Here is a 25,827-nt window from a genome sequence, read left to right on the forward strand (position 1 = left end):
TCTACAATAACTTCTTCTGTTCAAGATTTTCTCTAGTCGAACTTGGTTCTGGATTACCGAATTGCTCTGCAAGACGTTGACTCCAAGTTGTAGTCGCACGCGCACCAGCATACTCTGCTTGTACACGATCATAAGCTTCAATTGCTTCAACTGAGACTTCTTGATACTCTTCTTCAAAAACAAGCTGGTCAAGAGGCAATCTTGGTTTCACATCATGTTTTTGATTCGGCACACCTAGTGCAATACCAAATACAGGATAAGTATAATCAGGAAGCTTGAACAATTCTGCTAACTCAGCAGATTTATAACGCACCAAACCAATAATCACTCCACCATAGCCTAGGCTTTCTGCCGCAAGCAAGGTATTTTGTCCAGCCAAAGCAGCATCCACAGAAGTAATGAGGAGACCTTCCACACCTTGAGGTTGGAAAGTATCGGTATGGAGACGAGCTCCTTTTTCTGCACGGTTTAAATCACCAACAAAGAGCAAGAATGCTGCTGATTGACGAATAGCTTCCTGAGGAACTAGTTCATACAGAGCATCTTTCTTCTCTTGACTTCTTACTAAAATCACTGAATAAGATTGGAAATTTTTCCAAGTTGAAGCCATTTGGGCAGCCTTTAAAATCTCATTCAAGTCCTCTTGAGGAATCTCTTGCTCCTTAAATCTGCGCACTGATGAGTGGCTTTGCATTAATTTAATCGTTTCTGTCATCGACGATTTTCTCCTTCTAATCTTGTTTCCTCTGCTAAATAACGGATACGCTCCATGACACGTCTAGATTCCCAAGTTTCATCATTTCCGTTCTTGCCTTTTGCAAAATGTTTTTCCAAATCTTCAAAATTGAAGTTGGAAGTGAAAAAGGTTGGCAAATCTTCCTGCATGCGGTACTGAAGAATGACTTGGAGAATCTCATCACGCACCCAAGGAGTCGACTGCTCTGCACCAATATCATCCAAGACCAGAACTTCTGCTAACTTGATGTCATCCACCAAGGTCTTCACAGAGCCTTCACCGATGGCATTTTTCACATCAATGACAAAACTTGGATAGTGGAGAATAGTTGTTGAGGCCCCACGTTTTTCAGATAGGTCGTGAGCTAAGGCCGCCATCATGAAACTCTTACCAACACCAAAATCTCCGTAAAGATAGAGACCTTTTCGAATGCTTGGGTAAAGATCAACAAAGGAATAGAGTCTCTCAAAAATCGGTAAACGTCCTAGATCATCCAGGTCAATCTGAGCCAACTTCGCTTTCTTGAGACTGGCTGGTAAATTGATCAACTTAAGGCGATTCTTAATTGCAGCCTCTTTTTCTGCCGCGATTAGTTCTGGTGTTTCTTCATAAGACACATCCGCATAACCGTGATTCATAACCAAGATAGGCTTATAGCCACGCGCTATATAGTCAGCATCCCCACGAAGAAACTTATCCCGTTCTGTGATATATTGGTTGAACTTGGAGATGCTACGATTCAACTCCTCTGGACTGAGGGACTCTTTCTGGATAAAAGCCGCCACATCTGGGTCTTTCATAATCTGCTGGACTAGGTCCTGATACTGAAAACGACTTGTCTGACGTTTGATAACGTCACCCACACTTTCCATCTAGTCTCCTCCTTCTTCTAATCGGGCTAACATTTCTTGTTTTTTACGTTCTAGTTCCAGACGAGTTTCCTCACTGGTTTGATTCTTGTATTCTGGATTACTCCACTTAGGAACATTTGTCTTAGTCGAGCTAGTTTTCGATTTCTGATCTTCTTTCCCTTTTTGCTGACGCTCTCGAATCCGAAGTACAGCTTCTTCTGCTGTTCGAATTTTTTGATAAGCATAGTCATTTGCGACTTTCATGGCATATCTTTCATTGATATTAGCCGAATCAACCTTGTTAAAGGTTAGAAGCAAGACGATATTGATGACTTCGTCCAACAAGCCTAAAGACGCCATCTGGTGAAGGAGTTCTCTTTCACTTTGGGTGATGTTCCCCTTACGCGTTTGCTTGATTTCCGCTAAAAAGTGCAGGGGAGTTTTATTTTTGGCTTCCCTGATAATGGTCATTTCTTTGGGGCTAAAGTCAGAAGATGCTGGTTTTTGTGCTATCTTTTCACGCATGCGTTTGACTGAAATAACCTGAGCCACCGCTGTCGCCTTGGCTAATTGATAGGTTTCAAACCAGGTCCATTTTTTTTCATCTGCGATGGCGAATAATTCCAAAACATCCGCCTGCTCGTCTTCAAAACGCAAGCCATCTCGAGCCATCAGCCGCTGGAAATGTTCCAAGTCAAAATCATTTTTTAACTTGCTTTTAGACTTGCTTGGTGTCACTTCTTCAGTCAGGGTTGGAAATACTTGGCTCAAAGAAACAGAGAGTGCTTCTCCCTCACTTGGAGCCTGCTTCATAGCAGAAACAGCTGTATCCCCAATCTTTTTCTCTAATAATCTGCTATAGACAGAATGGCTTAGAAATTCCTGACTGGAGAGGGGAGAATGAAGCTGCAATTCATAAGTTTCCCCCTTCTGATAAAGGGTCAACAAATCCAAAGCAGATAAGACTTTAAAGGATTGGAGCAAGGTCGGCATGCCGAAGTTTAAGTGATTGAGGATGTGGGAAAAGAGATGCTCCTTTTGCCCACCATCCCAAAAGGTAATGGTATATAGATAGAGGCTCAGTGCCTCCTGACCGATAATCGGGAGGTAGCACTGCACCAGAGAAGAGGTATCTTGCGACACCCGATTATTCTTTATAAAAGAAAAACGGTCATTTGGCTTCATCTATTTTTCCTTTTTCTTTTTTGAGGACTGGGTGATCTGCTGGAGCAGACTCTCCAACTCACTCACATCCTTAAAGCTACGGTAAACACTGGCAAAACGAACATAGGTAATCTCATCCAGCTCTGCCAATTCTTCCATGACTAAAGACCCAATATATTCGCTTTGGATCTCATTTTCACTGCGACTACGGAGTTTTTGCTCAATACGATTGACCACCATGTTGATTTCATCACTCGAAACAGGGCGTTTCTGGGCTGAGCGGATAATCCCATTAAAGATTTTATCTCTCGAAAACTGCTCTCGTGTACCGTCTTTTTTGACGACAACCAGCGTTCTTTCTTCTACTCGTTCATAGGTTGTAAAACGATGCTGGCACTCGTCGCACTCACGTCTTCGACGGATAGTATTTCCTTCTTCGGCTTGTCGACTATCAACAACACTAGACTTGGTAGCCCCACATTTTGGACAACGCATGCATTTCCCTCCTTGTCGTTTTCTTTTCATTATACCATTTTTTGAGCAATTCCCAAAACAATTCTTATTTTTACTTGACAAGTTTTTTGTTTTATTGTATTATTTGATTAGAACAACAAAGGCAAAGAAAGGAGACTATGATGTCCTGGTCATTTGATAATACAAAACCGATTTATTTACAGATTATGGAAAAAATCAAATTACAGATTGTTTCCCATGAACTGGAACCCAATCAACAGCTCCCTACCGTGAGAGATTTGGCGAGCGAGGCTGGGGTTAATCCTAATACCATTCAGCGCGCCTTGTCTGACCTTGAACGTGAAGGATTTGTATACAGCAAGCGGACAACTGGTCGTTTTGTCACTGAGGATTTGGACCTCATCCTTCAGTCCCGCAAACAACTTTCCGAGGAGCAACTGCAACAATTCGTCTCTTGCATGCTCCAATTTGGCTACAAAAAAGAAGAACTGCCAAATGTATTAAGCGACTATATTAAAGGAGTTTAAGACTATGACACTACTAGCACTTGAAAATGTAACAAAATCATATGGAGCAACTGCGGCACTTGACAATATCTCACTAGAGATCTCAGCCGGAAAGATTGTCGGGCTCCTTGGACCAAACGGATTCGGAAAAACAACCTTGATCAAACTGATCAATGGTCTTCTTCAGCCAGATAAAGGACGTGTCCTCATTAACGGATTAGATCCAAGTCCTGCTACCAAGGCGATTGTCTCCTATCTGCCTGACACAACTTATCTCAATGAAGAGATGAAGGTCAAAGATGCTCTAACCTATTTTAAAACCTTCTATCAGGATTTTAATCTCGAAAGAGCCCAACACCTGTTAGCTGATCTTGGCATTGATGAGAACAACCGCCTCAAGAAACTATCAAAAGGGAACAAGGAAAAAGTTCAACTCATTCTGGTTATGAGCCGCGAAGCTCGTCTTTATGTCCTCGATGAACCGATCGGTGGAGTGGATCCAGCTGCCCGTGATTATATCCTCAATACCATCATCAACAACTACTCACCAACCTCAACAGTACTGATTTCAACCCACTTGATTTCAGATATTGAGCCAATATTGGATGAGATCATCTTCCTCAAAGACGGAAAAGTCGTCCGCCAAGGAAATGTCGATGATATTCGTTACGAGTCAGGCGAATCCATTGACCAGCTCTTCCGTCAAGAGTTCAAGGCTTAGTTAAAGGAGATTATTATGTTTTGGAATTTAGTTCGCTATGAATTTAAAAATATCAATAAATGGTATCTTGCACTCTACGGTGCTGTACTTGCAATTTCAGTTTTGATTGGAATATCCTTTTCTGGTATCAGTCAGCACTACACTAGTTATGGTAATGATCCCTCCTACCTATTAGGATTTTTAATTTTGGTATTTGGAGGACTCAGCGTCACTCTTTGGATTGCAACAATCTTTTTAATCATCCGAAGATTTAAGGGCAGTGTCTATGATCGCCAAGGTTACTTGACCTTGACCTTGCCTGTCTCTGAGCACCAAATCATCACCGCAAAACTTTTAGGCGGCCTTGTTTGGTCCATCTTAAGCTATATCGTCTTTATCTTGAGTATATTGATCATCATCTTCTTAACACCAATAGAAAAAGACTTCACTGCCTTCTATAACTTCATTTCCCCTTACCTCAGTTACGGTGGACTTTATGTGGTTTCACTACTTGTCGGTTCGATTACATGGATCTTGTCCATCTACCTCGCAATCTCGATCGGTCAACTCTTTAATGAGTATCGAACAGCTATGGGGATTCTAGCCTATATCGTTATTTCAATCGTTATTGGTTATATCACTTTCTTCTTAAGAGTTGACAATGACCTTAACATGATGATTAGTACAGAAATCTTGCGCGATCTCTTTTTATCAGCTATCTACTATCTCGGAACCTACTATATCTTGAAAAACAAGGTTAATTTGCAATAAAAAATGCCCAGCTAGAAAGCTGGGTTTTTCTTTAACTCAATATCAAACTGGCTACGATGGGACTGACAAAGACGTAGAGAATACCAGTGACACCGATAGCCAAGCCACCCATGGCTCCTGCTACTGAGCCGTATCGAAAGGCTGTTCCCGTTCCGACAGCATGACCTGTTCCTCCAAGAGAAAGTCCCACAGCCACTGGATCATCAATCTTCAACCATTTCAAAAGGGTTGGTCCGATTACACTAGTCAAAATCCCAGTTGCCACTACGACGACCAAGGTTACAGTTGTTAATCCTTGCAATTTTTCTGTGATTCCCACTGCCATGGCGGTTGTCACTGACTTGGGAAAGAGAGAAATGGCTAGGAAAAAGTCCATACCAAATATTTTTGCTACTATGGCAGTGAAGCTAGTATTGACAACTACTGCTAACAGACTACCAAAGAGAATACTCCGAGCATGGTGCTTCATCAGGTGAAAACTCTTATAAAGCGGAATCCCTAGAGCCACGGTCGATGGGACAATCAAGTTGTTCAGATAAACCCCACCTTGGTAATAATCTTGATAAGAAATACCCGTCGCCTTAAGGAAAATAATGATAAAAATAGCTGACAAAAGCAGGGGCGTTGTCAATGGATGGGGAAAACGTCTGTAAATCAACATCCCCACTAGATAAGCTAGAATAGACAGCGCAAGCCCAAACAGAGGATTGGAAACAAATTCGCTCATTTGGCATCTCCTTTCTCATAATCTCCCTCAAATCGTCTCTTGATAAACTGAACCACTAGGGCAATAAGGATAATGTTGATGACAGCCGCAAAAAAGACAATCAAGACGATGGGCAAGAGATAAGGGGCAATCACATCAAACTTTTCCATGATACCCACTGCTGGTGGCAAAAAGAGAATAGTCATGTTGGCCAGCAAGAAATTCCCGACCATATTGACATGTCTGGTTCTCAGCCACTTGAACTGTAGGGCTAGAAAGAGAATAATCAAGCCGATAATACTGCCTGGGATGGGCAGATGAAAGAAACTGGAGATTCCCTCACCGATTAGAGAAATCACAAAGAGAATCATTAATTGAACATATAATTTCATCCTAAACTCCACGAAATAGACTTCTTGCATACCAGTTTACTCTTTTTTCAGAAAATTTCAAGGAAATATTGAAATTCTTCTCTCTTGCAAGGATTAGTTAAAAGTAGTATAATCATTGCATGCGCAATCATCTTGTGTTACAAAGATAATCAGTAATGACTTTGTGATTTTTACTTTTAAAAGAAAGGAGAAAGCAATGACCTATTTGGAAAAATGGTTTGACTTCAATCGGCGTCAGAAAGAAATCGAAGGTCTCTTAGAAGAGACCATTGCCCAGCAGAGTGACCAAAGTCTGACCTTGAAAGAGTTTTACCTGCTCTACTATCTGGACTTGGCCCAAGAAAAATCTCTACGCCAGATTGACCTGCCAGATAAACTTCATCTGAGCCCGAGCGCTGTTTCTCGGATGGTGGCTCGCTTGGAAGAGAAAAACTGCGGTCTACTTAGTCGCATGTGTTGTGATCAAGATAGACGTTCTAGCTTTATCTGCCTGACAAGTGATGGGCAAAAGACACTGGCCTCTCTACAGAAGGCTGTCGAAGAAAGCTTGGAAACAGGTTTGGATTTCTTGATTTAAGATGATTTTAGAAAAAAGTTGCGTGCGCAATCATTTTTCTTGACATTCTCTTTTACAAGGAGTAAAATAAAGTCATCATTAAACAAAGGAGTTTTTAAAATGATTGAAATTACCTATCTAGATGCCAGCAAGAACGAAAGAACTATAACGTTCGAATCTTATGACGACTTTGATCGTTCACAACAAGCTTGCCTTATCGGCCTCGCAGACTACTACCCAGTCCAAAAATTAACTTACAACGGTCATGATTTGGACTACCATGGGACTTATGGAGATGTCTTCTTCTATCTCATGAAACAAGATTTAAGCCAATATAACTAAAAAGGAGAAATACAATGGCAAAAGCAATTACAGATGCAACATTCGAACAAGAAACAAAAGACGGTTTGGTCTTGGTAGACTTCTGGGCAGCTTGGTGTGGTCCATGTCGTATGCAAGGTCCAATCTTGGACAAATTGTCTGAAGAACTTTCAGAAGATGTCTTGAAAATCGTTAAAATGGACGTTGATGAAAATCCAAACACAGCTCGTGCTTTTGGAATCATGTCTATCCCAACCCTTCTCTTCAAAAAAGACGGCCAAGTGGTGAAACAAGTTGCTGGAGTACACACTGCAGAACAAATCAAGGCTATCGTTGCTGAATTGAGCTAATCACACGAGAGACCAAGTACTTTATTGGTCTCTTTTTTCTTGCCCTTTGCCATTTTTCAAAAAATATGCTAGACTGTAGGTAGAATATTACGATGTTTGGGACATGCCATCGCTAAAAAAAACCTCTACTTGGTATTTTTTAGCTCCCTCATGGGAGCTTTTTGCGTGCTCGGAACATTTCCCATTTTGGAAGGAGTACTATGAAACGTCAATCAGCCTTGGTCGTCTTTAGCGGCGGTCAAGATTCCACAACCTGCCTCTTTTGGGCTAAAGAACACTATGAAACAGTCGAAGCCGTCACCTTTGCCTACGGCCAACGCCATCATCTCGAAATTCAAGTTGCTAGAGAAATCGCTAAGGAACAAGGCATTCGTCATCACATCTTAGATATGTCTCTGCTGGGACAAATCACTGAAAATGCCCTGACCTCTGATCTGGAGATCGAGCAAAAAGAGGGAGAGGTTCCCAATACCTTTGTTGACGGCCGCAACCACCTCTTTCTGTCCTTTGCGGCAGTTCTTGCCAAGCAACGAGGCATTAAAGATATCGTGACAGGTGTCTGCGAGACAGATTTCTCAGGCTACCCTGATTGTCGGGATGTCTTTGTCAAATCCCTCAATGTTACTCTCAACCTTGCCATGGATTACGACTTTGTTATCCAAACACCTCTCATGTGGCTAGACAAGGCTGAAACTTGGGAGTTAGCCGACCAACTTGGTTCCTTTGACTACGTTCGTGAGAAGACCTTAACCTGCTACAATGGGATTATCGGTAGTAGCTGCGGAGATTGCCCAGCCTGCCATCTACGTCAGCATGGACTAGATGTTTATCTTTCACAGAAAGGAGAGGGCTAATGTTTTTTGCACCCAAAGAAATCAAACAAGAAACTGGCGAGTCTCTGGTCTACAATCCTCACAGAACCTTGGTATCAAAAGAATTTACCTTTGATGCTGCCCACCACCTCTTTCACTATGAGGGAAAATGCAAGTCCCTGCACGGCCACACTTATCATTTACAAATCGCTGTCAGTGGATTTTTAGATGAACGGGGCATGACCTACGATTTCGGAGATATCAAAGCCATCTACAAGAACTACTTAGAGCCCCATTTGGATCATCGCTATCTCAATGAAACTCTGCCTTATATGAACACGACTGCTGAAAATATGGTTTACTGGATTTTCCAAACCATGAGTCAAGAGTTGCCTGACGAGCGCGGTCTCCGTTTGGAATACGTTCGCCTCTATGAAACTCCGACTGCCTTTGCGGAGTTTAGACGGGAGTGGTTAGATGACTAGGGAACGTGTCCTCAAACTACCAGTTCTGGAAATTTTCGGCCCAACCTTTCAAGGTGAAGGCCGTGCTATCGGGCAGAAAACCATGTTTGTCCGCACTGCTGGTTGCGACTACCATTGCGACTGGTGCGACTCTGCCTTTACTTGGGATGGTTCTGAGAAGCCTACTCGCATGACCGCTGACGAAGTCATTTCTGCCTTAGACAAACTAGGAAGCTACGACTACGTTACCCTATCTGGGGGAAATCCTGCTATCCTAGCAGCTAACATGGCTGAACTGGTCACTAAGCTCAAGGAACGTGGTGTCACTCTGGCAGTTGAGACCCAAGGCTCCCGCTGGCAAAATTGGTTAAAAGATATCGATCAGGTCACCCTGAGTCCCAAGCCTCCTTCATCCAAGATGGAAATCAACTTCGAGACCTTGGACTTTATCGTTTCCCAACTAGATCCAGACAAGGTCACCTTTAAAATTCCTGTCTTTGATGATGCTGATTTGGCCTTTGCTAAAGGGATTCAAGAACGCTACCAACCAGATGTCCTCTTCTTATCGGCTGGAAATCCTGAGCCCAAGGCTACAGGCAATATTGTCCAAGACCAACTAGATCGCCTCAAAGAACTCTGGGAACGCGTCGCTGCTGACGATAGCTGGGGCAATGTCCGCGTCCTTCCTCAACTTCATACCCTCCTCTACGACAACCAACGTGGTGTTTAAATTAGAAAGAAAAAATCATGTCACAACAAGAAGAAATGAAAAACCTTAGCCTCCTCGGCAACAAAGAAACCAACTACATTTTTGACTATCAACCAGAAGTCCTCGAATCTTTTGACAATCGTCATGTTGAAAATGACTATTTCATCAAATTCAACTGTCCTGAATTTACCTCGCTTTGCCCAATCACTGCTCAGCCAGACTTTGCGACCATTTATATTTCCTACATTCCTGACAAGCTCTGTGTCGAGTCAAAATCCCTCAAACTCTACCTCTTTAGCTATCGAAATCATGGAGATTTTCATGAAAACTGTATCAACACCATCGGGAAAGACTTGGTCAATCTACTAGACCCTCGCTATTTGGAGGTATGGGGAAAATTCACTCCGCGCGGTGGCATCTCAATCGACCCCTACTACAACTACGGTAAGCCAGGAACTAAGTATGAAGGCTTGGCAGAACAACGCCTCTTCCAACACGACCTTTATCCAGAGAAAATTGACAACCGCTAAACTCATACTAAATGAAAATCAAAGAGCAGACTAGGAAGCTAGCCGCAGGTTGCTCAAAGCACTGCATTGAGGTCGTAGATAAGACTGACGAAGTCAGCTCAAAACACTGTTTTGAGGTTGCAGATGGATGCTGACGTGGTTTGAAGATATTTTCAAAGAGTATAATACGAAAAAGCCCTGTTCCTCAAACTGAGGAGCAAGGCTTTTTGAGTTTCAATTATTCTTCTGTTCCAAGAAAGTTTTTCGCAACAAGGGCCGCAAGAACGCCACCAACGATTGGGGCAAGGATGAAAATCCATACTTGTTGAAGGGCTGCGCCACCTACCAAGACAGCAGGAGCCAAGCTACGAGCTGGGTTTACTGAAAGGCCAGTAATGTTCAATCCCACAAGGATCAAGGCTGTCAATGACAAACCGATTACCAAACCAGCAATCGCGCCATTTCCTTTGCTTGCTGATGTTACAGTCATGATAACCAAAACAAACAAGAAAGTTGCGATGACTTCAAACAAGAAACCACCAAAGACAGTGACACCGTTTGCCAAGGCATTTTCACCAAGACTAGCAGTTGACATGCCTGAGTTAGACAAGAGGAAGAATACCGCAGCTGACGCAAGGAAAGCTCCAACTACTTGTCCAAGGATGTAGTTTACAAGTTCTGAAGATGACAAACGTTTGTTTACAAACATAGCGATCGAAACAGCTGGGTTCAAGTGAGCACCTGAAACAGTTCCGATTGAGAAAGCTGCGACTACAATTGCCAAACCAAAGGCAAAAGCAATTCCAAGGTGTCCAAGACCTTCAACACCATTCCCAAAAACAACAGCTCCTGTTCCGATGAACACAAGCATAAATGTACCGATTAATTCAGCAACAAATTTTTTCATGATAAGTCTCCTTTTTTCAAACTATGTATTAGTCTATCAGAAGGAGGAAAGGGTTTCAAGAAAATTGACTGGAAAGTTCTTTGAAAATCATAAAACGACTCGCTTATCCTTAGTACTGAAAGGATTGAATGGCTTCTTTCAAGGCATCTTGTAAACTATTTTTCTGGTCAAGTTGGATATAGACTTCCAATAGACAGGATCTGAAGTTGGAAAATTTATGGAAATCATTTACTTCTTTCAAGGGAAATTCGACTGTTTGCAGCCAAGCAGTGAGGAGAGAAGGTTCGATTTTCCCTCGTAAGATTGGTTCATAAAACGCTCTGGCTAACCGCCAATCTTCATCATTTGTAAAACGAATCTCAACACGTTTAAAGATTTTCCCAATGATTTCAAATGCTTCGGCTATATCTGACTTTGGAAAGCTAGGGTGGCATATAACTTCCGTCAAGAGATCAGCTCCATGCGCAAAAGCGTGAACCCAACCATACTGACTTGAAAAACCTGTCGTATCCTTTTCTTTTTTTAGGTAATACAAACCTTGAGACAGCATAGCATTTCTTATATCAGCTTTTAAACCTTTATAGAAAAGAGAGTGCTCGTTACCATCTGCAGACAAAAGATTGGCATAAATAAGCGCCCTAAAAGAACGTTTAAGAGCCGAAACTCCTCTACTATCAATCTCTTTGTATAGACCTTCATCAGAGGAGACCTCTTCTGAGATAAACTGAAACTGCTCAAGGGAAAACAACTCTTCTTGAATCCCTCTAGCCAAACTCGTAAAAACAAGTTCGTCTCGAATTTCTGGAGAGGGATCTCCCAAATGCTCGATCAACCACTGAATTTCTTCTCGGCTATAGCTTGGTTTTTCTTCTGTCACTTTTCTTTGTAATTTTTTACGCATCTCAAGTACCTCTACATTTCTAGCAACTGTTCAAAAAACCAGCCCAAGATAACTTTCTGTCTTATTCTCTTTTAGATGGACGTTTTCCTGCTGCAATCGCATCTGCTTCTGTCATCTCAACAACGTTAGCCTTATTCGTTTTTGAAGGCATTCTATCCTTACTATACCAATAAACTTTTGATTTCCCATGGTCTGCAACATAGACAATTCTATCTTGCTGTTGAGCTTTGGTTTCAGCTTCACGCGCAGCTCTTTTTTCTTCTTCTTTTTGAGAAATTAACGACTCAACTGCACCTATTCTATCAAGCAACTCTGTCTTTTTATCATTATTTTCAATCTGATTAACTGTTTCTTTAGCAGACTTCACTTGACTCGCATCTTGACTGTCTTCCAATTGTTTGACTAAGGTTTCACCTTTTTCTTGCAACTCCTTTGCAGCTTTTTCTTTGGCAATTCTCTCTTCTTCTGCTTTTTCTTTAGCTTTTTTCTCTTCTTCGATTCGTTTTGCTTCCTCTATACTAGATGAAGTATCCGTGGTTGAAGTTGTCGAAGTAGTAGATGTCGCAGTCTGCATAGTTTCTGATTGAGAGGATGAAATTTTCTTTGTGACTGTTGGAGTTTGAAGAGCAACTGCAACAAAACTGACAATGAAAATCCCGATCATTAGATTTCTTTTTCGAATATCTGGTGCTTTCTTTACAAAATAGCAAATACCAACTCCGCTCAAAACAAGATAGAGAGTAGGTAGAGCAATCAACAAAATGATTCCCAACAAAACTAGACCAATTTTGATAAAATGCATTCTTTGGGGATCTTGCTCTAGCCATTCTTTGATTCTATTCATATTATTCTCCTAAAATTTGCCCATTTCCCTACTCTCCCAACTGGGCACTGTAGGCTATAATCTGGTCAACTGTGTCAGACAAGAACTGGATGGTATCACGGAGTGGTTTGTCCGTTGAAATATCCGCTCCGATAATCATGGCTGACTCAAGCGGTGTCTTACTACCACCTGATTTAAGAAGATTGAGCCAGTCTCTAGCTCCAGTTTCTGAATGTTTCAGATGGAGATAGCCAGCAGTTGAGATGACAAGACCAGCAGAGTAGGTGTAGCTATACAAGCCCATGTAATAGTGAGCTTGTCGCATCCAAGTCAAGGCCGCATCGTCGTCAATTTCAATAGCATCTCCCCAGAAATCCGTCAAGACTTCCTTCATAATACTGTTAAGTTTGCTTGCTCCGAAGGTTTCTCCTTCTTCAATCAATGTATAAACCTTGCGCTGGAAGGCTGCTTCCAAGAGGTGGGTGATGAAATTATGGAAGTAGGTATCTGTCAAGCGGTGGGCAAGAGCAAAGCGTTTTTGACGAGGGTCGTCAGACTGATGTTCCAAATAATCACTTAAAAGCAATTCATTGAAGGTTGACGGCGCTTCAACATAGTAGGTCGACATGTGGGCGTTGAAGTAACTTTGGTGATTATCTGAAAAGATGAATTGACCAGAATGCCCGATCTCATGAATCAAGGTATAGACATCGCTCAAACGGCCTGTCCAGCTCATAAGGACATAAGGGTGCACGCGATATGGATCCGTTGCGTAACCACCTGAATCCTTGCCACTATTAGCAGCAAAGTCTACCCAGCGCTCTTCTTGGTAACGGGCAATTTCTTGGGTGTATTCTTTACCCAATGGTGCGACTGACTTCATGACCAAATCGTAGGCATCATCAATGCTCACTTCAGGATTGAGAGCGCTATCCAAGTCCAGTTTCCAGTCTGCGAAGGTCATCTTTTCAAGACCATTCACCTTGGCAACATGCTTGAGGTATCTCTGAGCAACTGGCGCAAAATCCTTCATGATGAGGTCAATCTGGCGGTCAAACATGGCACGGTCCACTTCTTGCTCAGCCAGAAGATAATCAAAGACTGAGTCATAGCCCTTCATATCTGCCAACAATTTCTCAGACTTGACTTGGGCTAAATAAGCTGCCGCAGCCGTATTTTGGTGCTTACGGAGTCCTTCTGAGAAGGAACGGAAGGATTTTTCACGAACCTCAGCGTCCTCGTGGTTTTGGTAGAAATTCTCATAGGTAACAAAGCTGTTTTTGTAGGTCTTGCCATGAGCTTCAAAGTCAGCCATTTCGAAATCACCAGCACGCATCTTAGTATAAATGTCCTGGGGACTGTAGAAAACTTCACCCAGATTGGTCAAGGCCTTCTCCACATCAGCTCCTAGATAGTAGGCTTTTTTGATTTTGGCCTGACGAATGGCTGCCGTCAAATGCGGCAATTCACCCAAACGGTCCAAGACTTCCTCATCTGCAGCGACTAAGGCATCGTCAAAGAAAGTCAAGGCCACACTGGCATCTGTCTCAAATTCCATCCCAGCTTGGGCAATATTAGCAAATTCTTCATTGCTATAGTCTGTCGTCTGAGGCATAAAGGCGTAATTGCCAATATGGCTCATCTGAATATAAATTTGTTCCAATTCCGCAAAGGCCTTCTCAAAATCCTCAAAAGTGTGAAGATTGTCCTTGTAATCACGGCTAAATTGGTTAATGTCTTCGCGTGTTTTCTCGATTGCTCGCAAGAAATCCTCACGGTCTTGGTATAGGGCGGTTAAATCCCAAAGTTCCTTTTCTGGAAATTCTGAACGGTGTTTTTGTTCCATTTTCTTCCTCTTATTTTTCTAATTCTAATAATACACTAATGGCTGATAAGGCATAAAGTGGCGCTGTTTCTGCTCGTAAAATGCGATGACCAAGTCCTGCCAAGACGGCTCCTTTGGCTTCAAAACTCTCAATTTCTGCAGGTGAAAGACCGCCTTCTGGGCCAAAGATAAAGAGCAATTTGGCTCCTTTTTCAAGACCAGTGACTGCTTGTAAGAGCGCAGCGGCTTCTCCCTCTTTTGCTGATTCTTCATAGGCCACTACAATAGAGTCGAACTGGTCCAGTTGTGCTAGAAAGTCTGATTTTTTTTCAAAAAGACTAACACTCGGTACCCGATTTCGCTTGCTTTGCTCGGCTGCTCCAAGGGCGATTTTTTCTAGTTTTTCAGCCTTTTTGCCCAATTTCTTGCCATCCCACTTGGCGACCGACCAATCAGCAGGAAAGGCCCAGATTTGGCTAGCACCCAGTTCGGTCACCTTTTGAGTGATGAATTCCAGCTTATCTCCCTTGGGAAAGCCTGATGCGATGGTCACTTGGACAGGTAGTTCCACATTGTCAGCTAATTCTTCAAGCAATTCAAACTGACGATTTTCCACATTTAGCACGCGCGCCAAGCGCTTGATACCATCCTCAAAGACCAAAACAACCTCATCGCCTTCTTTCAGGCGCATAACCTGAAACATGTGCTTGCTGGTTTCCTTGTCCTCGATGGTGATAGGAGAGATAGGACTGCCTTTGACAAAATACTGTTGCATGCTAGCCTCCAATCACACCGGAAATATCCTTGGTCTTCTTAAAGACACAGGCATTCCATTCCCCTTGAATCATGTGGGTTTCAAGGAAAAATCCAGCAGACTCAGCCGACTCGCGCACCATGTCCCACTTGTCCTTGATAATGCCACTCATGATCAGGTAGCCTTCATCCTTGACCAAGCGATAAGCATCCTCTGTCAGATGAATGAGAATATCCGCCAAGATATTGGCCACAATGACATCTGCTTCAATCTCCACACCCTTGAGCAAATCGCCTGGTTCTACATAGATGTTTTCCATGCCTGGATTGAGCTCAATATTTTCCTGAGCCACCCGAACCGCCACATCATCAAGATCATAGGCGAAAATTTCCTTGGCACCAAGAAGAGAGCTAGCAATGGAAAGTACTCCTGAACCAGTACCCACATCTAATACTGTTTCTCCACCACGAAGGACCTGCTCCAAAGCAAAAAGGCTCATCTTAGTGGTCGGATGGGTTCCTGTCCCGAAGGCCATACCAGGATCTAGCTTGATAATCTTTTCTCCCGTAGTCGCCTCATAGTCCGTCCAAGACGGCACAATGGTCAAATCATGAGTAATGCGAGCTGGCTCATAGTATTTCTTCCAGTTGTCAGCCCAGTCTTCCTCGGCCAAGTCAGTCGTGCCCATCTTGACCTCTCCTAGATCCATAAAATCGGTCAATTCTGCTAGACGAGCCTGCAAATCCGCCTCAACCACTGCCACATCAACCGTATCAGGATAGTAGGCTGTCACTATGATTTCTTCTTGCTGCTCGACTTCAGGGAATATTTCACCAAAACGGTTGACATTCCCCACATAGTCCATACTATCTTCAATCGCAACACCTTGCGCTCCCAGCTCAATCAAGAGATTAGAGACCAGCTCCTCTCCCTCTCGCTTCACTGTAACTTTTAACTCTTGCCACGTTTCCATTTTGAATCTTCCTTATTTTTCTTAAATTCTTCAATCACATCTGTATAATGTTCTTTCATTGCGCTATGAATCTGCTGTTTAAAAATACCAAACATAAGATAATAAACAAATAGAACAATTCCTGCTAACAGTATCAGAAACAAAAAATATTCTGAAAATGAGAGTGTTTGATTATTCTCACCTTGTAAAGACAGAACATACAGCAACCCCCAGATAAGGGCCATAGAAATCCCAGCTACTTTCGTACCACTTTCTCTCTGCTTCTTTAACTTTAAATATTCCAAATAGATGAATGTAGCTTCTTCTCTAGAATATTGTCCTGTTTTTAGTTTGCGTTTAACTTCCTTGTTTAACGTCGTTGTTGCAATTGCAAAAATCATTTTACTTCCTCCATATAATCCTTCACTCTATCCTGCAACTGGGGTACAACCTTATCTGAGCCAAGAAACTCCTCAACGCTCATCAGTCTATATCCCTGCCCTTCATCACCAAAGACAATCTTGTCAAACTGTTCCTTAGTCAACTTTCCCACTAGAAAAACGGATTTCTTCCCCTCAAAAAGCATACTTGGGTACACCTTGCTCCAAAGCAGGCAATCTTCAGTCAGATGAATTCCTAGTTCTTCATAAACTTCACGCGCCGCGCACTCAAAAGGACTTTCATCACCCTCTCGTCCGCCACCTGGTAATTCCCAGGTATTAGGGTATGGAATGTTTGATTTGTCATCGCGTAAGATAGTTAAAATCCTATCCTCACAAAAGAGGGCAATTTTGCAACCTGTAAAATCAGAAATTTCTATTTCCATATCAGACTCCTTCGGATAATTCTTTCTCCAACTCTGCTAACCAGTTTTCATAATAACGTTTCTCATCCCGCACCAAACGGCTGGTCACCATGTTTTGTCTAGCAATTTTTATAGCCTTGTCAGTCTGATCCATATCTTTCTTTACCAGAAATTGATACCAGGCTTGCATTATCTGCGTGTCTGCCATTTTTAGAGATAAGAAGGACTTGACTCCTCGATTACTTGCATATTCCTCTGCTTTCTCATGATCCCTTTCTAGCAAGGCAATTTGAAGAAGGTATAATTGAGAAAGAGTTTGAGACATCGGATTGTCTGTTTTATCTAATAAAAACTGAAAGTGTTTTTTGGCAGTCTCTATCTGACCATCGAATATGAAAACTAGTCCCTGGAAAATCTGAATGCTTTCTGTAAAACTCCCTCTTGCATCCTCATCAACAGGCACGATAAAATCTTTCAAATCATATTCTTGAGGAGCTAGCAAGGTCTGGGCAGAATGTCTCAACACCGAGTAGGCGTATTTCCTATTTTCAGGCTGTTGTAGCAATTCCCAGATTTTCGCTCCATCGGTAATCCCAACTGGCTTAGCATTGATGAGAAGAAAAGATAGATTTAGACAAATCCAAGTAACTGCAAAATACCAGTTAGCTGTCAAAATTCCATACAATAGGGCCAATAAAATCAAACCAAGATGAACCATCAAGCCTCCTGCAAGCATCAGGATGATTCTTTGATCACTTTCATCTTCTTTTAATCCAATATACTGAGCACCAACATTTTTCAGAACGGCTGTTCGACTCAGATGAAACTTGCCTGACTTTTTGGTCAAAAGAAAGTTTCCTAATCCAAAAGCCACCAGTCGATAGCCTGTCAGGTAACCGCAAAATGCATGTCCTAGCTCATGAAGGATAAATATCAGATAGATGCTGAAAAAAGTAAATAGGTAGCCTGGAACAAAGACAAACGAAAAATCTAACTCTTTAAAGGCAATTGTTCCAAAAGCAAATCCTAGCATCAAAAAAACAAAGGACAGACCAGAAATAAGATACAAACCTATTTTCTTCATATACTTCCTCGCTAGTTTCTAATACCTCGGATAAGGGTAAAATTCTCCCTCTTCCAAACCGACTTTCCCTTCTTCAAAGACTTCTTGGTTCCATTCCATGACGAATTCTTCTGCTTCTGGGTCTTCCAAAAAGTCCATGAGCGCATCCAGCCCAACCTCTGCAGTGTCTTTGAGGAATAGCGCAAAATAGTTTAAAAATTCACGAGAAAAACCTTTCTTCGGCAGATAAGGGATAACTGTCAAATAGTCTTCCTCATTAACTGTTGACTTAGCAGGATTGTAAAAGAGCACCGCTTCCTCAAATAGGATATCGTCCGATGACACCTCTCCGTCTTCATCCACCATCTCCACACCTGTAGCATTTTGCGCTTCCAACAAAAAACTCACTTCAACCGCATGATTGCGTTTGTCCCAACTAATCTCAAAGTCAAAGGGAAAGTTCTTCTCCAATTCTTCCTCTAAAACATCTAAAAATCCGTATGTTGCCATTTTGTCCTCTTTCTATGCGATTCTTTAATCGCCCCGAATACTCGGAAATATGCTAAAATAGATACTACCATCTTACCATATATACATCAGAAAATCCACGTTAGAAAGGACTGCTATGCCTGACAATCTCGCGCTTCGCATGCGCCCTAAAACCATCGACCAGGTCATCGGTCAAGAGCATCTGGTAGGACCTGGAAAAATTATCCGTCGTATGGTGGAGGCCAACCGCCTGTCCTCCATGATTCTCTACGGACCTCCAGGAATCGGCAAAACCAGTATCGCCTCTGCCATCGCTGGAACGACCAAGTATGCCTTTCGGGCCTTCAATGCCACTGTTGATAGTAAAAAACGTCTCCAAGAAATCGCTGAAGAGGCTAAATTCTCAGGTGGCCTTGTACTGCTACTAGACGAGATTCATCGTCTTGACAAGACTAAGCAAGACTTTCTTCTACCACTCTTAGAAAGTGGTCTGGTCATCATGATTGGTGCTACGACTGAAAATCCCTTCTTTTCTGTCACTCCTGCCATCCGTAGCCGTGTTCAAATTTTTGAGTTGGAACCTCTGTCTAACCAAGACGTCAAAGAGGCTCTTCAGATAGCTCTAACTGACCCTGAGCGTGGTTTTGATTTTCCAGTTGAGCTAGATGAGGATGCGCTGGATTTCATCGCAACTTCTACAAACGGAGATCTTCGCTCTGCCTTCAACTCACTTGACTTGGCTGTTCTTTCTACTCCCGAAAATGACAAGGGCATCCGTCATATCACTCTTGATATCATGGAAAACAGCCTGCAGAGGAGTTACATTACCATGGATAAGGATGGGGACGGTCACTACGATGTCCTTTCAGCACTGCAAAAGTCCATCCGTGGCTCGGATGTTGATGCCAGTCTCCACTACGCGGCCCGCTTGATTGAGGCTGGGGATCTGCCTAGTCTCGCTCGTCGCTTGACTGTTATTGCTTATGAAGATATCGGTTTGGCCAATCCTGAAGCTCAGATTCATACCGTAACTGCTCTAGATGCTGCTCAAAAGATTGGCTTTCCAGAAGCTCGCATTCTCATTGCCAATGTCGTGATTGATTTGGCCCTCTCTCCAAAATCCAACTCAGCCTATGTGGCCATGGACAAGGCCCTTGCTGATCTCAAAACATCAGGGCATTTGCCTATCCCTCGACACCTGCGCGATGGCCACTACAGTGGAAGCAAGGAACTAGGGAATGCGCAAAACTATCTCTATCCGCACAACTATCCTGGACACTGGGTCAAACAAGATTACTTGCCAGAAAAAATTCGAGATCATCACTACTTCTCTCCAGAAGATACTGGCAAGTACGAACGGGCCTTGGCTCAAAGAAAGGAAGCTATCGACCGTTTGCGAAAAATCTGAAATCCTTTTCAAAAAATTGCACTTTCCTCTTGATTTTTTTTGAAAAAGTGGTATCATATAAACATAGAAACGCTGTGGTGTACGACTTCACACTTAAGTGTTGACCGACTATTTTTTGTATTATTAGGGAAACAAAAGTCTTCTAACAGCATGTAGGCCGTCTCACACGGAAACAGCTTCAGTTAGAGCGAGTTGCCCACCTGCTTAATTGCGCGGGTTCAATACAAACCGTGAAGTTTCGGCACCAATACAGCTTTTTTCTTTGCCTCCTTAGCTCAGCTGGCAGAGCAGCGGACTCTTAATCCGTGGGTCACAGGTTCGATCCCTGTAGGGGGCATCTAAATCAACAGGAAAAAGCCTTGAGTTCCAAGGCTTTTTTGCTTATCTATAACTGATTTGCCTCATCATTTGTCCCACATTTTAAATCTATCTTTTCTTTTTGAATCAAATTACATCTTTACAAATAGTGTAAAGCCAGTTACTTTTGCTTTGATGCCATACAATATTTTCATGTAGAGAAGACAAATTTTATCTTCTCTTTTTATTTTCAAAATAATAAAAACTGATTTTCTTTTCATAAATCAGACTGAAACTTCCAAATTTTCCATTTTGTTTATTGACATTTCCTCTAAAAAGGTGTATAATATTTTTATTATCAAACTATACTATACTATATAGGGGGTATTGAAATGAAATTTTCTAATCGTTTACTGCTATTCCTTGCAGGAGTTGTTTTTGTCCTTTTAGGACTTTTCCTATTTACAAACCCAGTAGCTAATCTTGTTGCTTACAGCTGGTGGATTGCATTTGGTTTACTGGTTTCTTCTATAGCAGCTATTTTAGGCTATTTCTCTGTACCAAAAGAGCTTCGCTCACCAGCTCATCTTTTCCAAGGGATTGTTAATCTTCTCTTAGCTCTTTACCTCGTTGCCTATGGCTTTGTGACGCTGCCAGTTGTCATTCCAACTATTTTAGGAATTTGGTTAATTGTAGAAGCCATTATAGTTTTCTTTAAAGGCAATCGTTTGGGATTGATTTTCCCTATTATTGGCAACCATATCATGTGGATAGCGTTGCTTGCATTTTTACTAGGTCTAGTGATTTTGTTCAATCCAGTAGCTACAAGTGTCTTTGTCGTTTATGTCGTTGCCTTTGCATTTTTAATTGTTGGTTTCACCTATATCCTTGATGCCTTTCGTAAATAATCTAGCTGCCATTTTGGGCATATTAAAAAAGCTGGGAAGTTACATTCTCAGCTTTTTCTGTTGCTTCCTTAGCTCAGTTGGTAGAGCAGTAGACTCTTAAGCTATGGGGCGCAGGTTCGAGCCCTGCAGGGGGCATCTAAATCAACAGAAATAAGCCTTGAAACCAAGGCTTTTTTTAACGTCTAATAGCTTTTTGTAGAAAAGTATTTAAAAATAAAAGAGAAGAGAATCTCTCACTCTCTTCTCAGTATATCTTATTAAATTTAGTTTTTCTTAATCTAGCTGATTTTCCTTTGCAACGACAAATTCCTTAACCAATCGATAGATAACAGCAAATATCGGTGTAAAGAATATCATCCCAAGTAAGCCAAAGAGATTGCCTCCAATACTAGCAGCCGCAAGCGTGAAAAGGGCTGGCAAACCAATAGATTGACCTACAACTCTAGGATAAATAAGGTTTCCTTCAATCAGCTGTATAACTTGATATAGAAGAAGAGAAAGTAAGGCTTGAGTAGGACTCACTGTGAAGATAAAAATCGCTCCCACAACACAAGCAATCATAGGCCCTACATAAGGAATGAACGATAGCACTCCTGCAAATATACCTGTCATTACCCCATAAGGTAGTCCAAACAGGCTGTAGCCAACCGCTATCATAACTCCTATGATGACTGCTTCAATCAGCTGACTCATCAAAAATTGGTCATAAGTCTCTAGTGCTACTTGTCCAATGTAAGTTAACTTTGTCACCACTTTCTCTGGAAATATAACTTTTAGAAGTCTACTCGTCATCGCTGCCAGATGTTCCTTACTGGATAAAAATAAAAAGGTAAATACTATAATCAGAAAGGCATTCATTATACTTGAAAAAATATTTCCTATATTACTAGTCAGACCGGATAAGAAGGTTATCAAAGCTTGACTAATAGAGCTAGACTGTCCCTGAATTCCTGATACGATAGTTGACAGCATGTCTTTGGTTACAAATTCCGAGCTGTCTAGCAATTTCCCAAGTTGAGTCAGGACTGTTGAAAGGACTGCTCCCAGCTGACTAATAGTCTGAGCAAGGGTTGGAAGCACCAAAACCAAAAGACAGATCACGATTAAGATAAGAGATAGGAAAACAAGCACCATAGCAATCGGACGGCGCAACCCTGCCTTTACCTTCATTTTAACTAGGAATTCTTCAATTTTTTTCATGGGAACATTGAGCACAAAAGCAATGACAGCACCATAAATCAAGGTAGAAGTTACTTCAAAGAGAGATACTGCCCCTGATATAAAGCTTGATGCATTCAGAATTACAAGAGTAACCAGCCCTATAAAAAGTATTAATGGGGTGTATTTTTTTACTAAATTCATAAATTCTCCTTAATAAACATGTTTAGATACGACTATACTATTTGGTTTTTCAAACTCTCGGTCAAGGTAAGCTTGGTAAGTTCCTGGTGCGATAAATCCTTTGGGTGAGAGGATATCGGTGCCAGCCTGACCGACTATGGTATCTGCCAAGAGCACACAATTTGTGGATAAGACAAAGTAGGATTTAAACTTAGATTTGATAAATTTATAAAGTTCCCCATCCGTCTCATGTCTGATTTTATAAGCGTAGGTGTAGTCTTCCTTACCATCACCTGTCGTGATTTTATCCGCACTTGGCTCCCATGGAATCGTCAGTTGTTTCAATTCAGTCAACTTTTTTTGAATTGCTTTTTCCATTTCAGGTGTCAAATCTATTCCATAACCAAAAAGTGTTTTTTGACTCTCACGTTTACATAGATCAATGTACTTATCGCGGTCACAGAAATATAAGACACCATCTCCTACCATACCAAATAAGGTCTCAGATGACGGATCATAGTTGCCATAAGAAATAACACGGCCCTGATAGTAGATATCCACATGACCAATAGCTGAAAACAGGGAGGTCTCAGCTGTATGAACAAAAATTTCTAGCTCTGCTGTCTTACCAGACTTCACTATTCCAAGATGGATATCTTCTTCCTCATCAGCATTTTCCAGCATAAATTTGTTAACTTTTGCTAAAGTTCTTGCAGGGATGAGAGCGGCTAGGACAATAGGTAAGCTAATTCTAATGCGACGTTTGAGATGGTTTTTCCCAATTTCCCCTTCAAATAAGAAACCGTCACGGATATTGGACAGACCATAAAGGAAAAAATAAGCCCCTAAAACAAAGAGTTGAAAGACAGAATTTCCCGTAGAGGACAAAAGACTAGCTCCACCAAGAAAAACTAGTAGAATACCATCTAGTAAGAGACGAAAACGAGGTCGAATATTATTTTTACGGTAGAGAACATAGGTGACAAGATTAATCGTGGCCCTAAAAATCTGATAAACTCCAATCACAAGAGCCAGAACATAAATCGGTATATCAGTCGCAAGATTAGAACCTAGCAAATATCCCAGCACTAACAATTTAACCAGTGCAACTCCCAAGGTATCCGTTGACTGGCTTTTTTTGAAAACTCTTAATAGCAAATCTACGACCGTTGCTATCCAAGCTAAAAACAGAACCAGGCGAATAACTGTTACTGGCAACCAAGTCCCCGTGACCATCAAGATGAGACCTAGCAGAACAAACAAGAACCCCTGAGCAAGTAATTTCTTACCTGTCAGACCTAAAGATAGAATTTTCGCCATATAAAAACCTTTCAACAATAAAAATTAAACACTCCGATTAAACTGACTAGTAAATAGCCAACACTACAAACAGCCTGTGCCAGCAACATATGGTGACTAGAAATGACTGTAGTAATGTCACCATCTTGTCTTATGCACTTCTAAAATTTGTTTTATTGATTCGAAAACAAAGCTAATAAAAATTAACTAAACTCGAGAGATAGACACAATTGCGACGAAAAAATGTATAACCAATTCAACTTGTTAAGGTAAGAAAGCATTATTTCCAATCTATTAATTATTCATCTATTACCTATTATGACACAATATTCCCTATAGTTCAACTTTTTACTTGTTTTTATATTACACGGACTAAAAAGTTTTCAACAGTTGATTGCATTTGTTTTAATAAGTTTTAACCTTTCTTGGTTAGATAAAAAAAGAACCATACAGTTTAGAATCTGTATGGTTTTTGCCCCACTTTTGTCCCATTTTTAAATCATGACATTGAAAATACCTAAAATCACTTATATTTCAATATTTTTAATTGCTCTCAATATGAAAGTCCTTTCCAAATCCCTGTAGGGGGCATCTAAATACAACAGGAAAAAGCCTTGATTTACTAGGCTTTTTTGTGTAGTCTTAGCACTAAAAAACGATAGAAAAAACACCCCTTCTGAACTGCACCCCAAAAGTTAGACAGAAAAAACCTAACTTTTGTGGCGCAGTTCATTCGCGTCACATGAAGTTATTTAAGCATCTCCCTTTTTTTTTATTACCATTTTCTGTTATAATAAATTGTACTTCTAAAATAGAAAGGTCTTAAGATGACAACTCTTATTAAACATAAACGTGTAGAATTTTCAGAACTTTTTTATGACCTAGTTTTTGTTTTTGCAATTTCAAAAGTAACTACTTTAATTGACCATCTTCATAACGGTATTTTGACTTGGAATTCTTTCCTTGATTTTTTCATTGCTACTTTGTTTCTCATCGATTCCTGGATGATTCAAACCGATTATACCAATCGCTATGGAAAGAACTCTTTATTTAACATAGTAATCATGTTTATCAAAATGGGAATTTTACTCTTTATAGCCAATATGATTGGACCTGATTGGCAACAATATTTTCATTATCTCTGTTGGGCTATTGGTACATTAACCCTTACCTTATTTTTTCAATATTTGGTTGAATTTTTTAGAAAATCAACCGATGATGCTAATCGGGAAAGTATCAAAGGTTTTCTATGGATAACAGGTCTAGGAAGTTTAGGATTCTATCTAGCAGCTCTTCTTCCTATTTACCTTAGAGTCTATATCTTATTTGCTAGTATTCTGCTAACATTTATTATGCCAAGTATCTTGCTTAATAAAGATAAGCATTACCAGGTAAATCTCCCCCATTTAATCGAGCGCATCTCCCTTCTTGTCATTATTATGTTTGGAGAGATGATTATGGGGCTAGCTAACTTCTTTACGATCGAGAATTTCTCGATTTATTCCCTTCTTTATTTCATGATCATGCTTTCTCTGTTCTTCTTTTATTTCGGTCAATTCGACCATGCCATTGATGAAACATCTAATCAAAAGGGGATATTTCTAATTTACAGTCACTATCCTATTTTCATTGGACTAATTATGTTGACTGTTTCGATGAGTTTTCTCCTTAATCCTGAAGCCAATCATCTCTTTGTGACCAGCTTCTTTTATATCGGACTTGGCCTCTTCCAAGCAGCTGTCCTAGCAAATGGCCCCTATAACAAACACTATCTTCGCTTTTCGAAACGTTTCTACTTCATCCAGGCTGCACTCTATCTGACCGCCTTAACTCTCTCTTTAATTTGTGCTTCTAATCCTATGATAGTAGTGACTATTGCAACCATTTTGACCCTAGCTATAGAAATTCATTTTGCTTATTTTTATATTAAACAGACTAAAAAGTTTTCAACAGTTGACTGGCATTTGTTTTAATGATTTTATAACACTGAAAAGCCTTGATTTACAAGCCTTTATTCTTTGCTTTGAACTAAAA

General features: G+C 41.1%; 31 protein-coding genes and 2 tRNA genes. 15 read left to right on the forward strand and 18 right to left on the reverse strand.

Translation table 11 applies throughout. From position 1 onward, the window contains the following. Position 1: 1 nt before the first annotated feature. Genes TZ92_RS08830 through nrdR form a run of 4 tightly spaced genes read right to left on the reverse strand, consistent with a single transcriptional unit; the run spans position 2 to position 3,246 of the window. The gene (locus TZ92_RS08830) at positions 2 to 715 is read right to left on the reverse strand and encodes an NADPH-dependent oxidoreductase (RefSeq protein ID WP_033630097.1); all 714 of its coding nucleotides are present in this window, start codon (positions 713 to 715) and stop codon (positions 2 to 4) included. Further along, positions 712 to 1,608, reverse strand: a complete 897-nt coding sequence (gene dnaI, locus TZ92_RS08835; RefSeq protein ID WP_033630098.1) for a primosomal protein DnaI — start codon at positions 1,606 to 1,608, stop codon at positions 712 to 714. The genes TZ92_RS08830 and dnaI overlap by 4 nt, the downstream gene beginning before the upstream one ends. Continuing rightward, positions 1,609 to 2,772: a DnaD domain protein gene (locus TZ92_RS08840; RefSeq protein ID WP_033630099.1), complete on the reverse strand. Its 1,164-nt coding sequence runs from the start codon at positions 2,770 to 2,772 to the stop codon at positions 1,609 to 1,611. Beyond that, a complete protein-coding gene (gene nrdR / locus TZ92_RS08845; RefSeq protein ID WP_001203678.1) occupies positions 2,773 to 3,246 on the reverse strand; it encodes a transcriptional regulator NrdR in 474 nt (157 codons plus the stop codon). Positions 3,247 to 3,386: 140 nt separating this feature from the next. Between nrdR and TZ92_RS08850 the strand changes: the two genes are divergently transcribed. Genes TZ92_RS08850 through TZ92_RS08860 form a run of 3 tightly spaced genes read left to right on the forward strand, consistent with a single transcriptional unit; the run spans position 3,387 to position 5,202 of the window. Beyond that, on the forward strand, positions 3,387 to 3,752 hold the full coding sequence (locus TZ92_RS08850) for a GntR family transcriptional regulator (protein ID WP_000119117.1): 366 nt from the start codon (positions 3,387 to 3,389) through the stop codon (positions 3,750 to 3,752). Positions 3,753 to 3,756: 4 nt separating this feature from the next. After that, positions 3,757 to 4,452 carry an ABC transporter ATP-binding protein gene (locus TZ92_RS08855; protein WP_033630100.1) on the forward strand — a complete coding sequence of 232 codons (696 nt, stop codon included), beginning with the start codon at positions 3,757 to 3,759 and terminating at the stop codon, positions 4,450 to 4,452. Positions 4,453 to 4,467: 15 nt separating this feature from the next. Further along, on the forward strand, positions 4,468 to 5,202 hold the full coding sequence (locus TZ92_RS08860) for a hypothetical protein (RefSeq protein WP_033630101.1): 735 nt from the start codon (positions 4,468 to 4,470) through the stop codon (positions 5,200 to 5,202). Between the two features lie 31 nt (positions 5,203 to 5,233). On the opposite strand, the gene TZ92_RS08865 is transcribed toward TZ92_RS08860, so the two are convergent. Beyond that, positions 5,234 to 5,929 carry an LrgB family protein gene (locus TZ92_RS08865; RefSeq protein WP_033630102.1) on the reverse strand — a complete coding sequence of 232 codons (696 nt, stop codon included), beginning with the start codon at positions 5,927 to 5,929 and terminating at the stop codon, positions 5,234 to 5,236. Then, positions 5,926 to 6,300 carry a CidA/LrgA family protein gene (locus tag TZ92_RS08870; protein WP_000781325.1) on the reverse strand — a complete coding sequence of 125 codons (375 nt, stop codon included), beginning with the start codon at positions 6,298 to 6,300 and terminating at the stop codon, positions 5,926 to 5,928. Before TZ92_RS08870 ends, TZ92_RS08865 begins: the two co-directional genes overlap by 4 nt. A 196-nt stretch (positions 6,301 to 6,496) precedes the next feature. On the opposite strand from TZ92_RS08870, the gene TZ92_RS08875 reads away from it, so the two are divergent. The 7 genes from TZ92_RS08875 to queF all read left to right on the forward strand — a co-directional run bounded on the left by TZ92_RS08875 (position 6,497) and on the right by queF (position 10,042). Then, a complete protein-coding gene (locus TZ92_RS08875) occupies positions 6,497 to 6,877 on the forward strand; it encodes a MarR family transcriptional regulator (RefSeq protein ID WP_033630103.1) in 381 nt (126 codons plus the stop codon). A 99-nt stretch (positions 6,878 to 6,976) separates the two neighbouring features. After that, positions 6,977 to 7,198, forward strand: a complete 222-nt coding sequence (locus TZ92_RS08880) for a DUF4649 family protein (protein ID WP_000570247.1) — start codon at positions 6,977 to 6,979, stop codon at positions 7,196 to 7,198. Positions 7,199 to 7,212: 14 nt separating this feature from the next. Continuing rightward, positions 7,213 to 7,527 (forward strand): thioredoxin, encoded by a 315-nt coding sequence (gene trxA / locus TZ92_RS08885; protein WP_001029576.1) that lies wholly within the window; start codon positions 7,213 to 7,215, stop codon positions 7,525 to 7,527. 200 nt (positions 7,528 to 7,727) lie between these two features. Next, positions 7,728 to 8,381 (forward strand): 7-cyano-7-deazaguanine synthase QueC, encoded by a 654-nt coding sequence (queC, locus tag TZ92_RS08890; RefSeq protein ID WP_033630104.1) that lies wholly within the window; start codon positions 7,728 to 7,730, stop codon positions 8,379 to 8,381. Beyond that, complete coding sequence (gene queD / locus TZ92_RS08895; protein ID WP_000464575.1) at positions 8,381 to 8,824, forward strand: 6-carboxytetrahydropterin synthase QueD; 444 nt, start codon at positions 8,381 to 8,383, stop codon at positions 8,822 to 8,824. The genes queC and queD overlap by 1 nt, the downstream gene beginning before the upstream one ends. Next, the gene (gene queE / locus TZ92_RS08900) at positions 8,817 to 9,533 is read left to right on the forward strand and encodes a 7-carboxy-7-deazaguanine synthase QueE (protein ID WP_033630105.1); all 717 of its coding nucleotides are present in this window, start codon (positions 8,817 to 8,819) and stop codon (positions 9,531 to 9,533) included. The genes queD and queE overlap by 8 nt, the downstream gene beginning before the upstream one ends. Before the next feature lie 17 nt (positions 9,534 to 9,550). After that, on the forward strand, positions 9,551 to 10,042 hold the full coding sequence (gene queF, locus TZ92_RS08905) for a preQ(1) synthase (RefSeq protein ID WP_000082579.1): 492 nt from the start codon (positions 9,551 to 9,553) through the stop codon (positions 10,040 to 10,042). Positions 10,043 to 10,259: 217 nt separating this feature from the next. Here queF and TZ92_RS08910 read toward each other — a convergent pair whose 3' ends face one another. The 10 genes from TZ92_RS08910 to TZ92_RS08955 all read right to left on the reverse strand — a co-directional run bounded on the left by TZ92_RS08910 (position 10,260) and on the right by TZ92_RS08955 (position 18,561). Next, positions 10,260 to 10,928, reverse strand: a complete 669-nt coding sequence (locus TZ92_RS08910) for an MIP/aquaporin family protein (RefSeq protein ID WP_000714830.1) — start codon at positions 10,926 to 10,928, stop codon at positions 10,260 to 10,262. A 109-nt stretch (positions 10,929 to 11,037) separates the two neighbouring features. Next, positions 11,038 to 11,829 carry a DUF2785 domain-containing protein gene (locus TZ92_RS08915; RefSeq protein WP_033630107.1) on the reverse strand — a complete coding sequence of 264 codons (792 nt, stop codon included), beginning with the start codon at positions 11,827 to 11,829 and terminating at the stop codon, positions 11,038 to 11,040. A 61-nt stretch (positions 11,830 to 11,890) separates the two neighbouring features. Beyond that, entirely contained in the window at positions 11,891 to 12,673 is a 783-nt protein-coding gene (locus TZ92_RS08920) for a hypothetical protein (protein ID WP_033630108.1), read from the reverse strand. 28 nt (positions 12,674 to 12,701) lie between these two features. Continuing rightward, positions 12,702 to 14,498 carry an oligoendopeptidase F gene (pepF, locus tag TZ92_RS08925; protein ID WP_033630109.1) on the reverse strand — a complete coding sequence of 599 codons (1,797 nt, stop codon included), beginning with the start codon at positions 14,496 to 14,498 and terminating at the stop codon, positions 12,702 to 12,704. A 10-nt stretch (positions 14,499 to 14,508) separates the two neighbouring features. Next, positions 14,509 to 15,252, reverse strand: coding sequence for a 16S rRNA (uracil(1498)-N(3))-methyltransferase (locus TZ92_RS08930; protein WP_033630110.1), 744 nt, complete (start codon positions 15,250 to 15,252; stop codon positions 14,509 to 14,511). A gap of 1 nt (position 15,253) precedes the next feature. Then, a complete protein-coding gene (prmA, locus tag TZ92_RS08935; RefSeq protein ID WP_033630111.1) occupies positions 15,254 to 16,204 on the reverse strand; it encodes a 50S ribosomal protein L11 methyltransferase in 951 nt (316 codons plus the stop codon). Next, positions 16,183 to 16,584 carry a hypothetical protein gene (locus TZ92_RS08940; protein WP_000575302.1) on the reverse strand — a complete coding sequence of 134 codons (402 nt, stop codon included), beginning with the start codon at positions 16,582 to 16,584 and terminating at the stop codon, positions 16,183 to 16,185. The genes prmA and TZ92_RS08940 overlap by 22 nt, the downstream gene beginning before the upstream one ends. Next, positions 16,581 to 17,009 carry an NUDIX hydrolase gene (locus TZ92_RS08945; RefSeq protein WP_033630112.1) on the reverse strand — a complete coding sequence of 143 codons (429 nt, stop codon included), beginning with the start codon at positions 17,007 to 17,009 and terminating at the stop codon, positions 16,581 to 16,583. The genes TZ92_RS08940 and TZ92_RS08945 overlap by 4 nt, the downstream gene beginning before the upstream one ends. 1 nt (position 17,010) lies before the next feature. Continuing rightward, positions 17,011 to 18,072, reverse strand: coding sequence for a site-2 protease family protein (locus TZ92_RS08950; RefSeq protein WP_033630113.1), 1,062 nt, complete (start codon positions 18,070 to 18,072; stop codon positions 17,011 to 17,013). A gap of 18 nt (positions 18,073 to 18,090) precedes the next feature. Further along, complete coding sequence (locus TZ92_RS08955) at positions 18,091 to 18,561, reverse strand: DUF3013 family protein (RefSeq protein WP_033630114.1); 471 nt, start codon at positions 18,559 to 18,561, stop codon at positions 18,091 to 18,093. Positions 18,562 to 18,676: 115 nt separating this feature from the next. Between TZ92_RS08955 and TZ92_RS08960 the strand changes: the two genes are divergently transcribed. From TZ92_RS08960 to TZ92_RS08975, 4 genes are all read left to right on the forward strand, one after another. Further along, positions 18,677 to 19,948, forward strand: a complete 1,272-nt coding sequence (locus tag TZ92_RS08960) for a replication-associated recombination protein A (protein WP_033630115.1) — start codon at positions 18,677 to 18,679, stop codon at positions 19,946 to 19,948. Between the two features lie 264 nt (positions 19,949 to 20,212). Further along, a tRNA-Lys gene (locus TZ92_RS08965) sits at positions 20,213 to 20,285 on the forward strand. A 352-nt stretch (positions 20,286 to 20,637) separates the two neighbouring features. Further along, the gene (locus tag TZ92_RS08970) at positions 20,638 to 21,153 is read left to right on the forward strand and encodes a DUF308 domain-containing protein (protein ID WP_000672740.1); all 516 of its coding nucleotides are present in this window, start codon (positions 20,638 to 20,640) and stop codon (positions 21,151 to 21,153) included. 62 nt (positions 21,154 to 21,215) lie between these two features. Continuing rightward, positions 21,216 to 21,288, forward strand: a tRNA-Lys gene (locus TZ92_RS08975). A 138-nt stretch (positions 21,289 to 21,426) separates the two neighbouring features. On the opposite strand, the gene TZ92_RS08980 is transcribed toward TZ92_RS08975, so the two are convergent. Further along, positions 21,427 to 22,515: an AI-2E family transporter gene (locus TZ92_RS08980; protein WP_001055025.1), complete on the reverse strand. Its 1,089-nt coding sequence runs from the start codon at positions 22,513 to 22,515 to the stop codon at positions 21,427 to 21,429. A gap of 9 nt (positions 22,516 to 22,524) precedes the next feature. After that, positions 22,525 to 23,814 (reverse strand): membrane protein, encoded by a 1,290-nt coding sequence (locus tag TZ92_RS08985; RefSeq protein ID WP_033630116.1) that lies wholly within the window; start codon positions 23,812 to 23,814, stop codon positions 22,525 to 22,527. An 806-nt stretch (positions 23,815 to 24,620) separates the two neighbouring features. Between TZ92_RS08985 and TZ92_RS08990 the strand changes: the two genes are divergently transcribed. Further along, positions 24,621 to 25,766 (forward strand): low temperature requirement protein A, encoded by a 1,146-nt coding sequence (locus TZ92_RS08990; protein ID WP_033630117.1) that lies wholly within the window; start codon positions 24,621 to 24,623, stop codon positions 25,764 to 25,766. Positions 25,767 to 25,827 lie beyond the last annotated feature (61 nt).

Origin of the sequence: Streptococcus oralis subsp. oralis, from assembly GCF_000960035.1 — a bacterium.
GTDB lineage: Bacteria > Bacillota > Bacilli > Lactobacillales > Streptococcaceae > Streptococcus > Streptococcus oralis_G.

Coding starts and splice junctions, on each gene's coding strand:
- TZ92_RS08865 (WP_033630102.1), bottom strand. CDS start 5,929: ATGAGCGAATTTGTTTCCAATCCTCTGTTTGGGCTTGCGCTGTCTATT.
- TZ92_RS08945 (WP_033630112.1), bottom strand. CDS start 17,009: ATGGAAATAGAAATTTCTGATTTTACAGGTTGCAAAATTGCCCTCTTT.
- TZ92_RS08970 (WP_000672740.1), top strand. CDS start 20,638: ATGAAATTTTCTAATCGTTTACTGCTATTCCTTGCAGGAGTTGTTTTT.
- TZ92_RS08870 (WP_000781325.1), bottom strand. CDS start 6,300: ATGAAATTATATGTTCAATTAATGATTCTCTTTGTGATTTCTCTAATC.
- TZ92_RS08920 (WP_033630108.1), bottom strand. CDS start 12,673: ATGAATAGAATCAAAGAATGGCTAGAGCAAGATCCCCAAAGAATGCAT.
- queC (WP_033630104.1), top strand. CDS start 7,728: ATGAAACGTCAATCAGCCTTGGTCGTCTTTAGCGGCGGTCAAGATTCC.
- queE (WP_033630105.1), top strand. CDS start 8,817: ATGACTAGGGAACGTGTCCTCAAACTACCAGTTCTGGAAATTTTCGGC.
- nrdR (WP_001203678.1), bottom strand. CDS start 3,246: ATGCGTTGTCCAAAATGTGGGGCTACCAAGTCTAGTGTTGTTGATAGT.
- TZ92_RS08850 (WP_000119117.1), top strand. CDS start 3,387: ATGTCCTGGTCATTTGATAATACAAAACCGATTTATTTACAGATTATG.
- queF (WP_000082579.1), top strand. CDS start 9,551: ATGTCACAACAAGAAGAAATGAAAAACCTTAGCCTCCTCGGCAACAAA.
- TZ92_RS08910 (WP_000714830.1), bottom strand. CDS start 10,928: ATGAAAAAATTTGTTGCTGAATTAATCGGTACATTTATGCTTGTGTTC.
- prmA (WP_033630111.1), bottom strand. CDS start 16,204: ATGGAAACGTGGCAAGAGTTAAAAGTTACAGTGAAGCGAGAGGGAGAG.
- queD (WP_000464575.1), top strand. CDS start 8,381: ATGTTTTTTGCACCCAAAGAAATCAAACAAGAAACTGGCGAGTCTCTG.
- TZ92_RS08990 (WP_033630117.1), top strand. CDS start 24,621: ATGACAACTCTTATTAAACATAAACGTGTAGAATTTTCAGAACTTTTT.
- trxA (WP_001029576.1), top strand. CDS start 7,213: ATGGCAAAAGCAATTACAGATGCAACATTCGAACAAGAAACAAAAGAC.
- TZ92_RS08940 (WP_000575302.1), bottom strand. CDS start 16,584: ATGATTTTTGCAATTGCAACAACGACGTTAAACAAGGAAGTTAAACGC.
- pepF (WP_033630109.1), bottom strand. CDS start 14,498: ATGGAACAAAAACACCGTTCAGAATTTCCAGAAAAGGAACTTTGGGAT.
- TZ92_RS08915 (WP_033630107.1), bottom strand. CDS start 11,829: ATGCGTAAAAAATTACAAAGAAAAGTGACAGAAGAAAAACCAAGCTAT.
- TZ92_RS08840 (WP_033630099.1), bottom strand. CDS start 2,772: ATGAAGCCAAATGACCGTTTTTCTTTTATAAAGAATAATCGGGTGTCG.
- TZ92_RS08985 (WP_033630116.1), bottom strand. CDS start 23,814: ATGGCGAAAATTCTATCTTTAGGTCTGACAGGTAAGAAATTACTTGCT.
- dnaI (WP_033630098.1), bottom strand. CDS start 1,608: ATGGAAAGTGTGGGTGACGTTATCAAACGTCAGACAAGTCGTTTTCAG.
- TZ92_RS08880 (WP_000570247.1), top strand. CDS start 6,977: ATGATTGAAATTACCTATCTAGATGCCAGCAAGAACGAAAGAACTATA.
- TZ92_RS08930 (WP_033630110.1), bottom strand. CDS start 15,252: ATGCAACAGTATTTTGTCAAAGGCAGTCCTATCTCTCCTATCACCATC.
- TZ92_RS08950 (WP_033630113.1), bottom strand. CDS start 18,072: ATGAAGAAAATAGGTTTGTATCTTATTTCTGGTCTGTCCTTTGTTTTT.
- TZ92_RS08980 (WP_001055025.1), bottom strand. CDS start 22,515: ATGAATTTAGTAAAAAAATACACCCCATTAATACTTTTTATAGGGCTG.
- TZ92_RS08860 (WP_033630101.1), top strand. CDS start 4,468: ATGTTTTGGAATTTAGTTCGCTATGAATTTAAAAATATCAATAAATGG.
- TZ92_RS08955 (WP_033630114.1), bottom strand. CDS start 18,561: ATGGCAACATACGGATTTTTAGATGTTTTAGAGGAAGAATTGGAGAAG.
- TZ92_RS08855 (WP_033630100.1), top strand. CDS start 3,757: ATGACACTACTAGCACTTGAAAATGTAACAAAATCATATGGAGCAACT.
- TZ92_RS08960 (WP_033630115.1), top strand. CDS start 18,677: ATGCCTGACAATCTCGCGCTTCGCATGCGCCCTAAAACCATCGACCAG.
- TZ92_RS08830 (WP_033630097.1), bottom strand. CDS start 715: ATGACAGAAACGATTAAATTAATGCAAAGCCACTCATCAGTGCGCAGA.
- TZ92_RS08875 (WP_033630103.1), top strand. CDS start 6,497: ATGACCTATTTGGAAAAATGGTTTGACTTCAATCGGCGTCAGAAAGAA.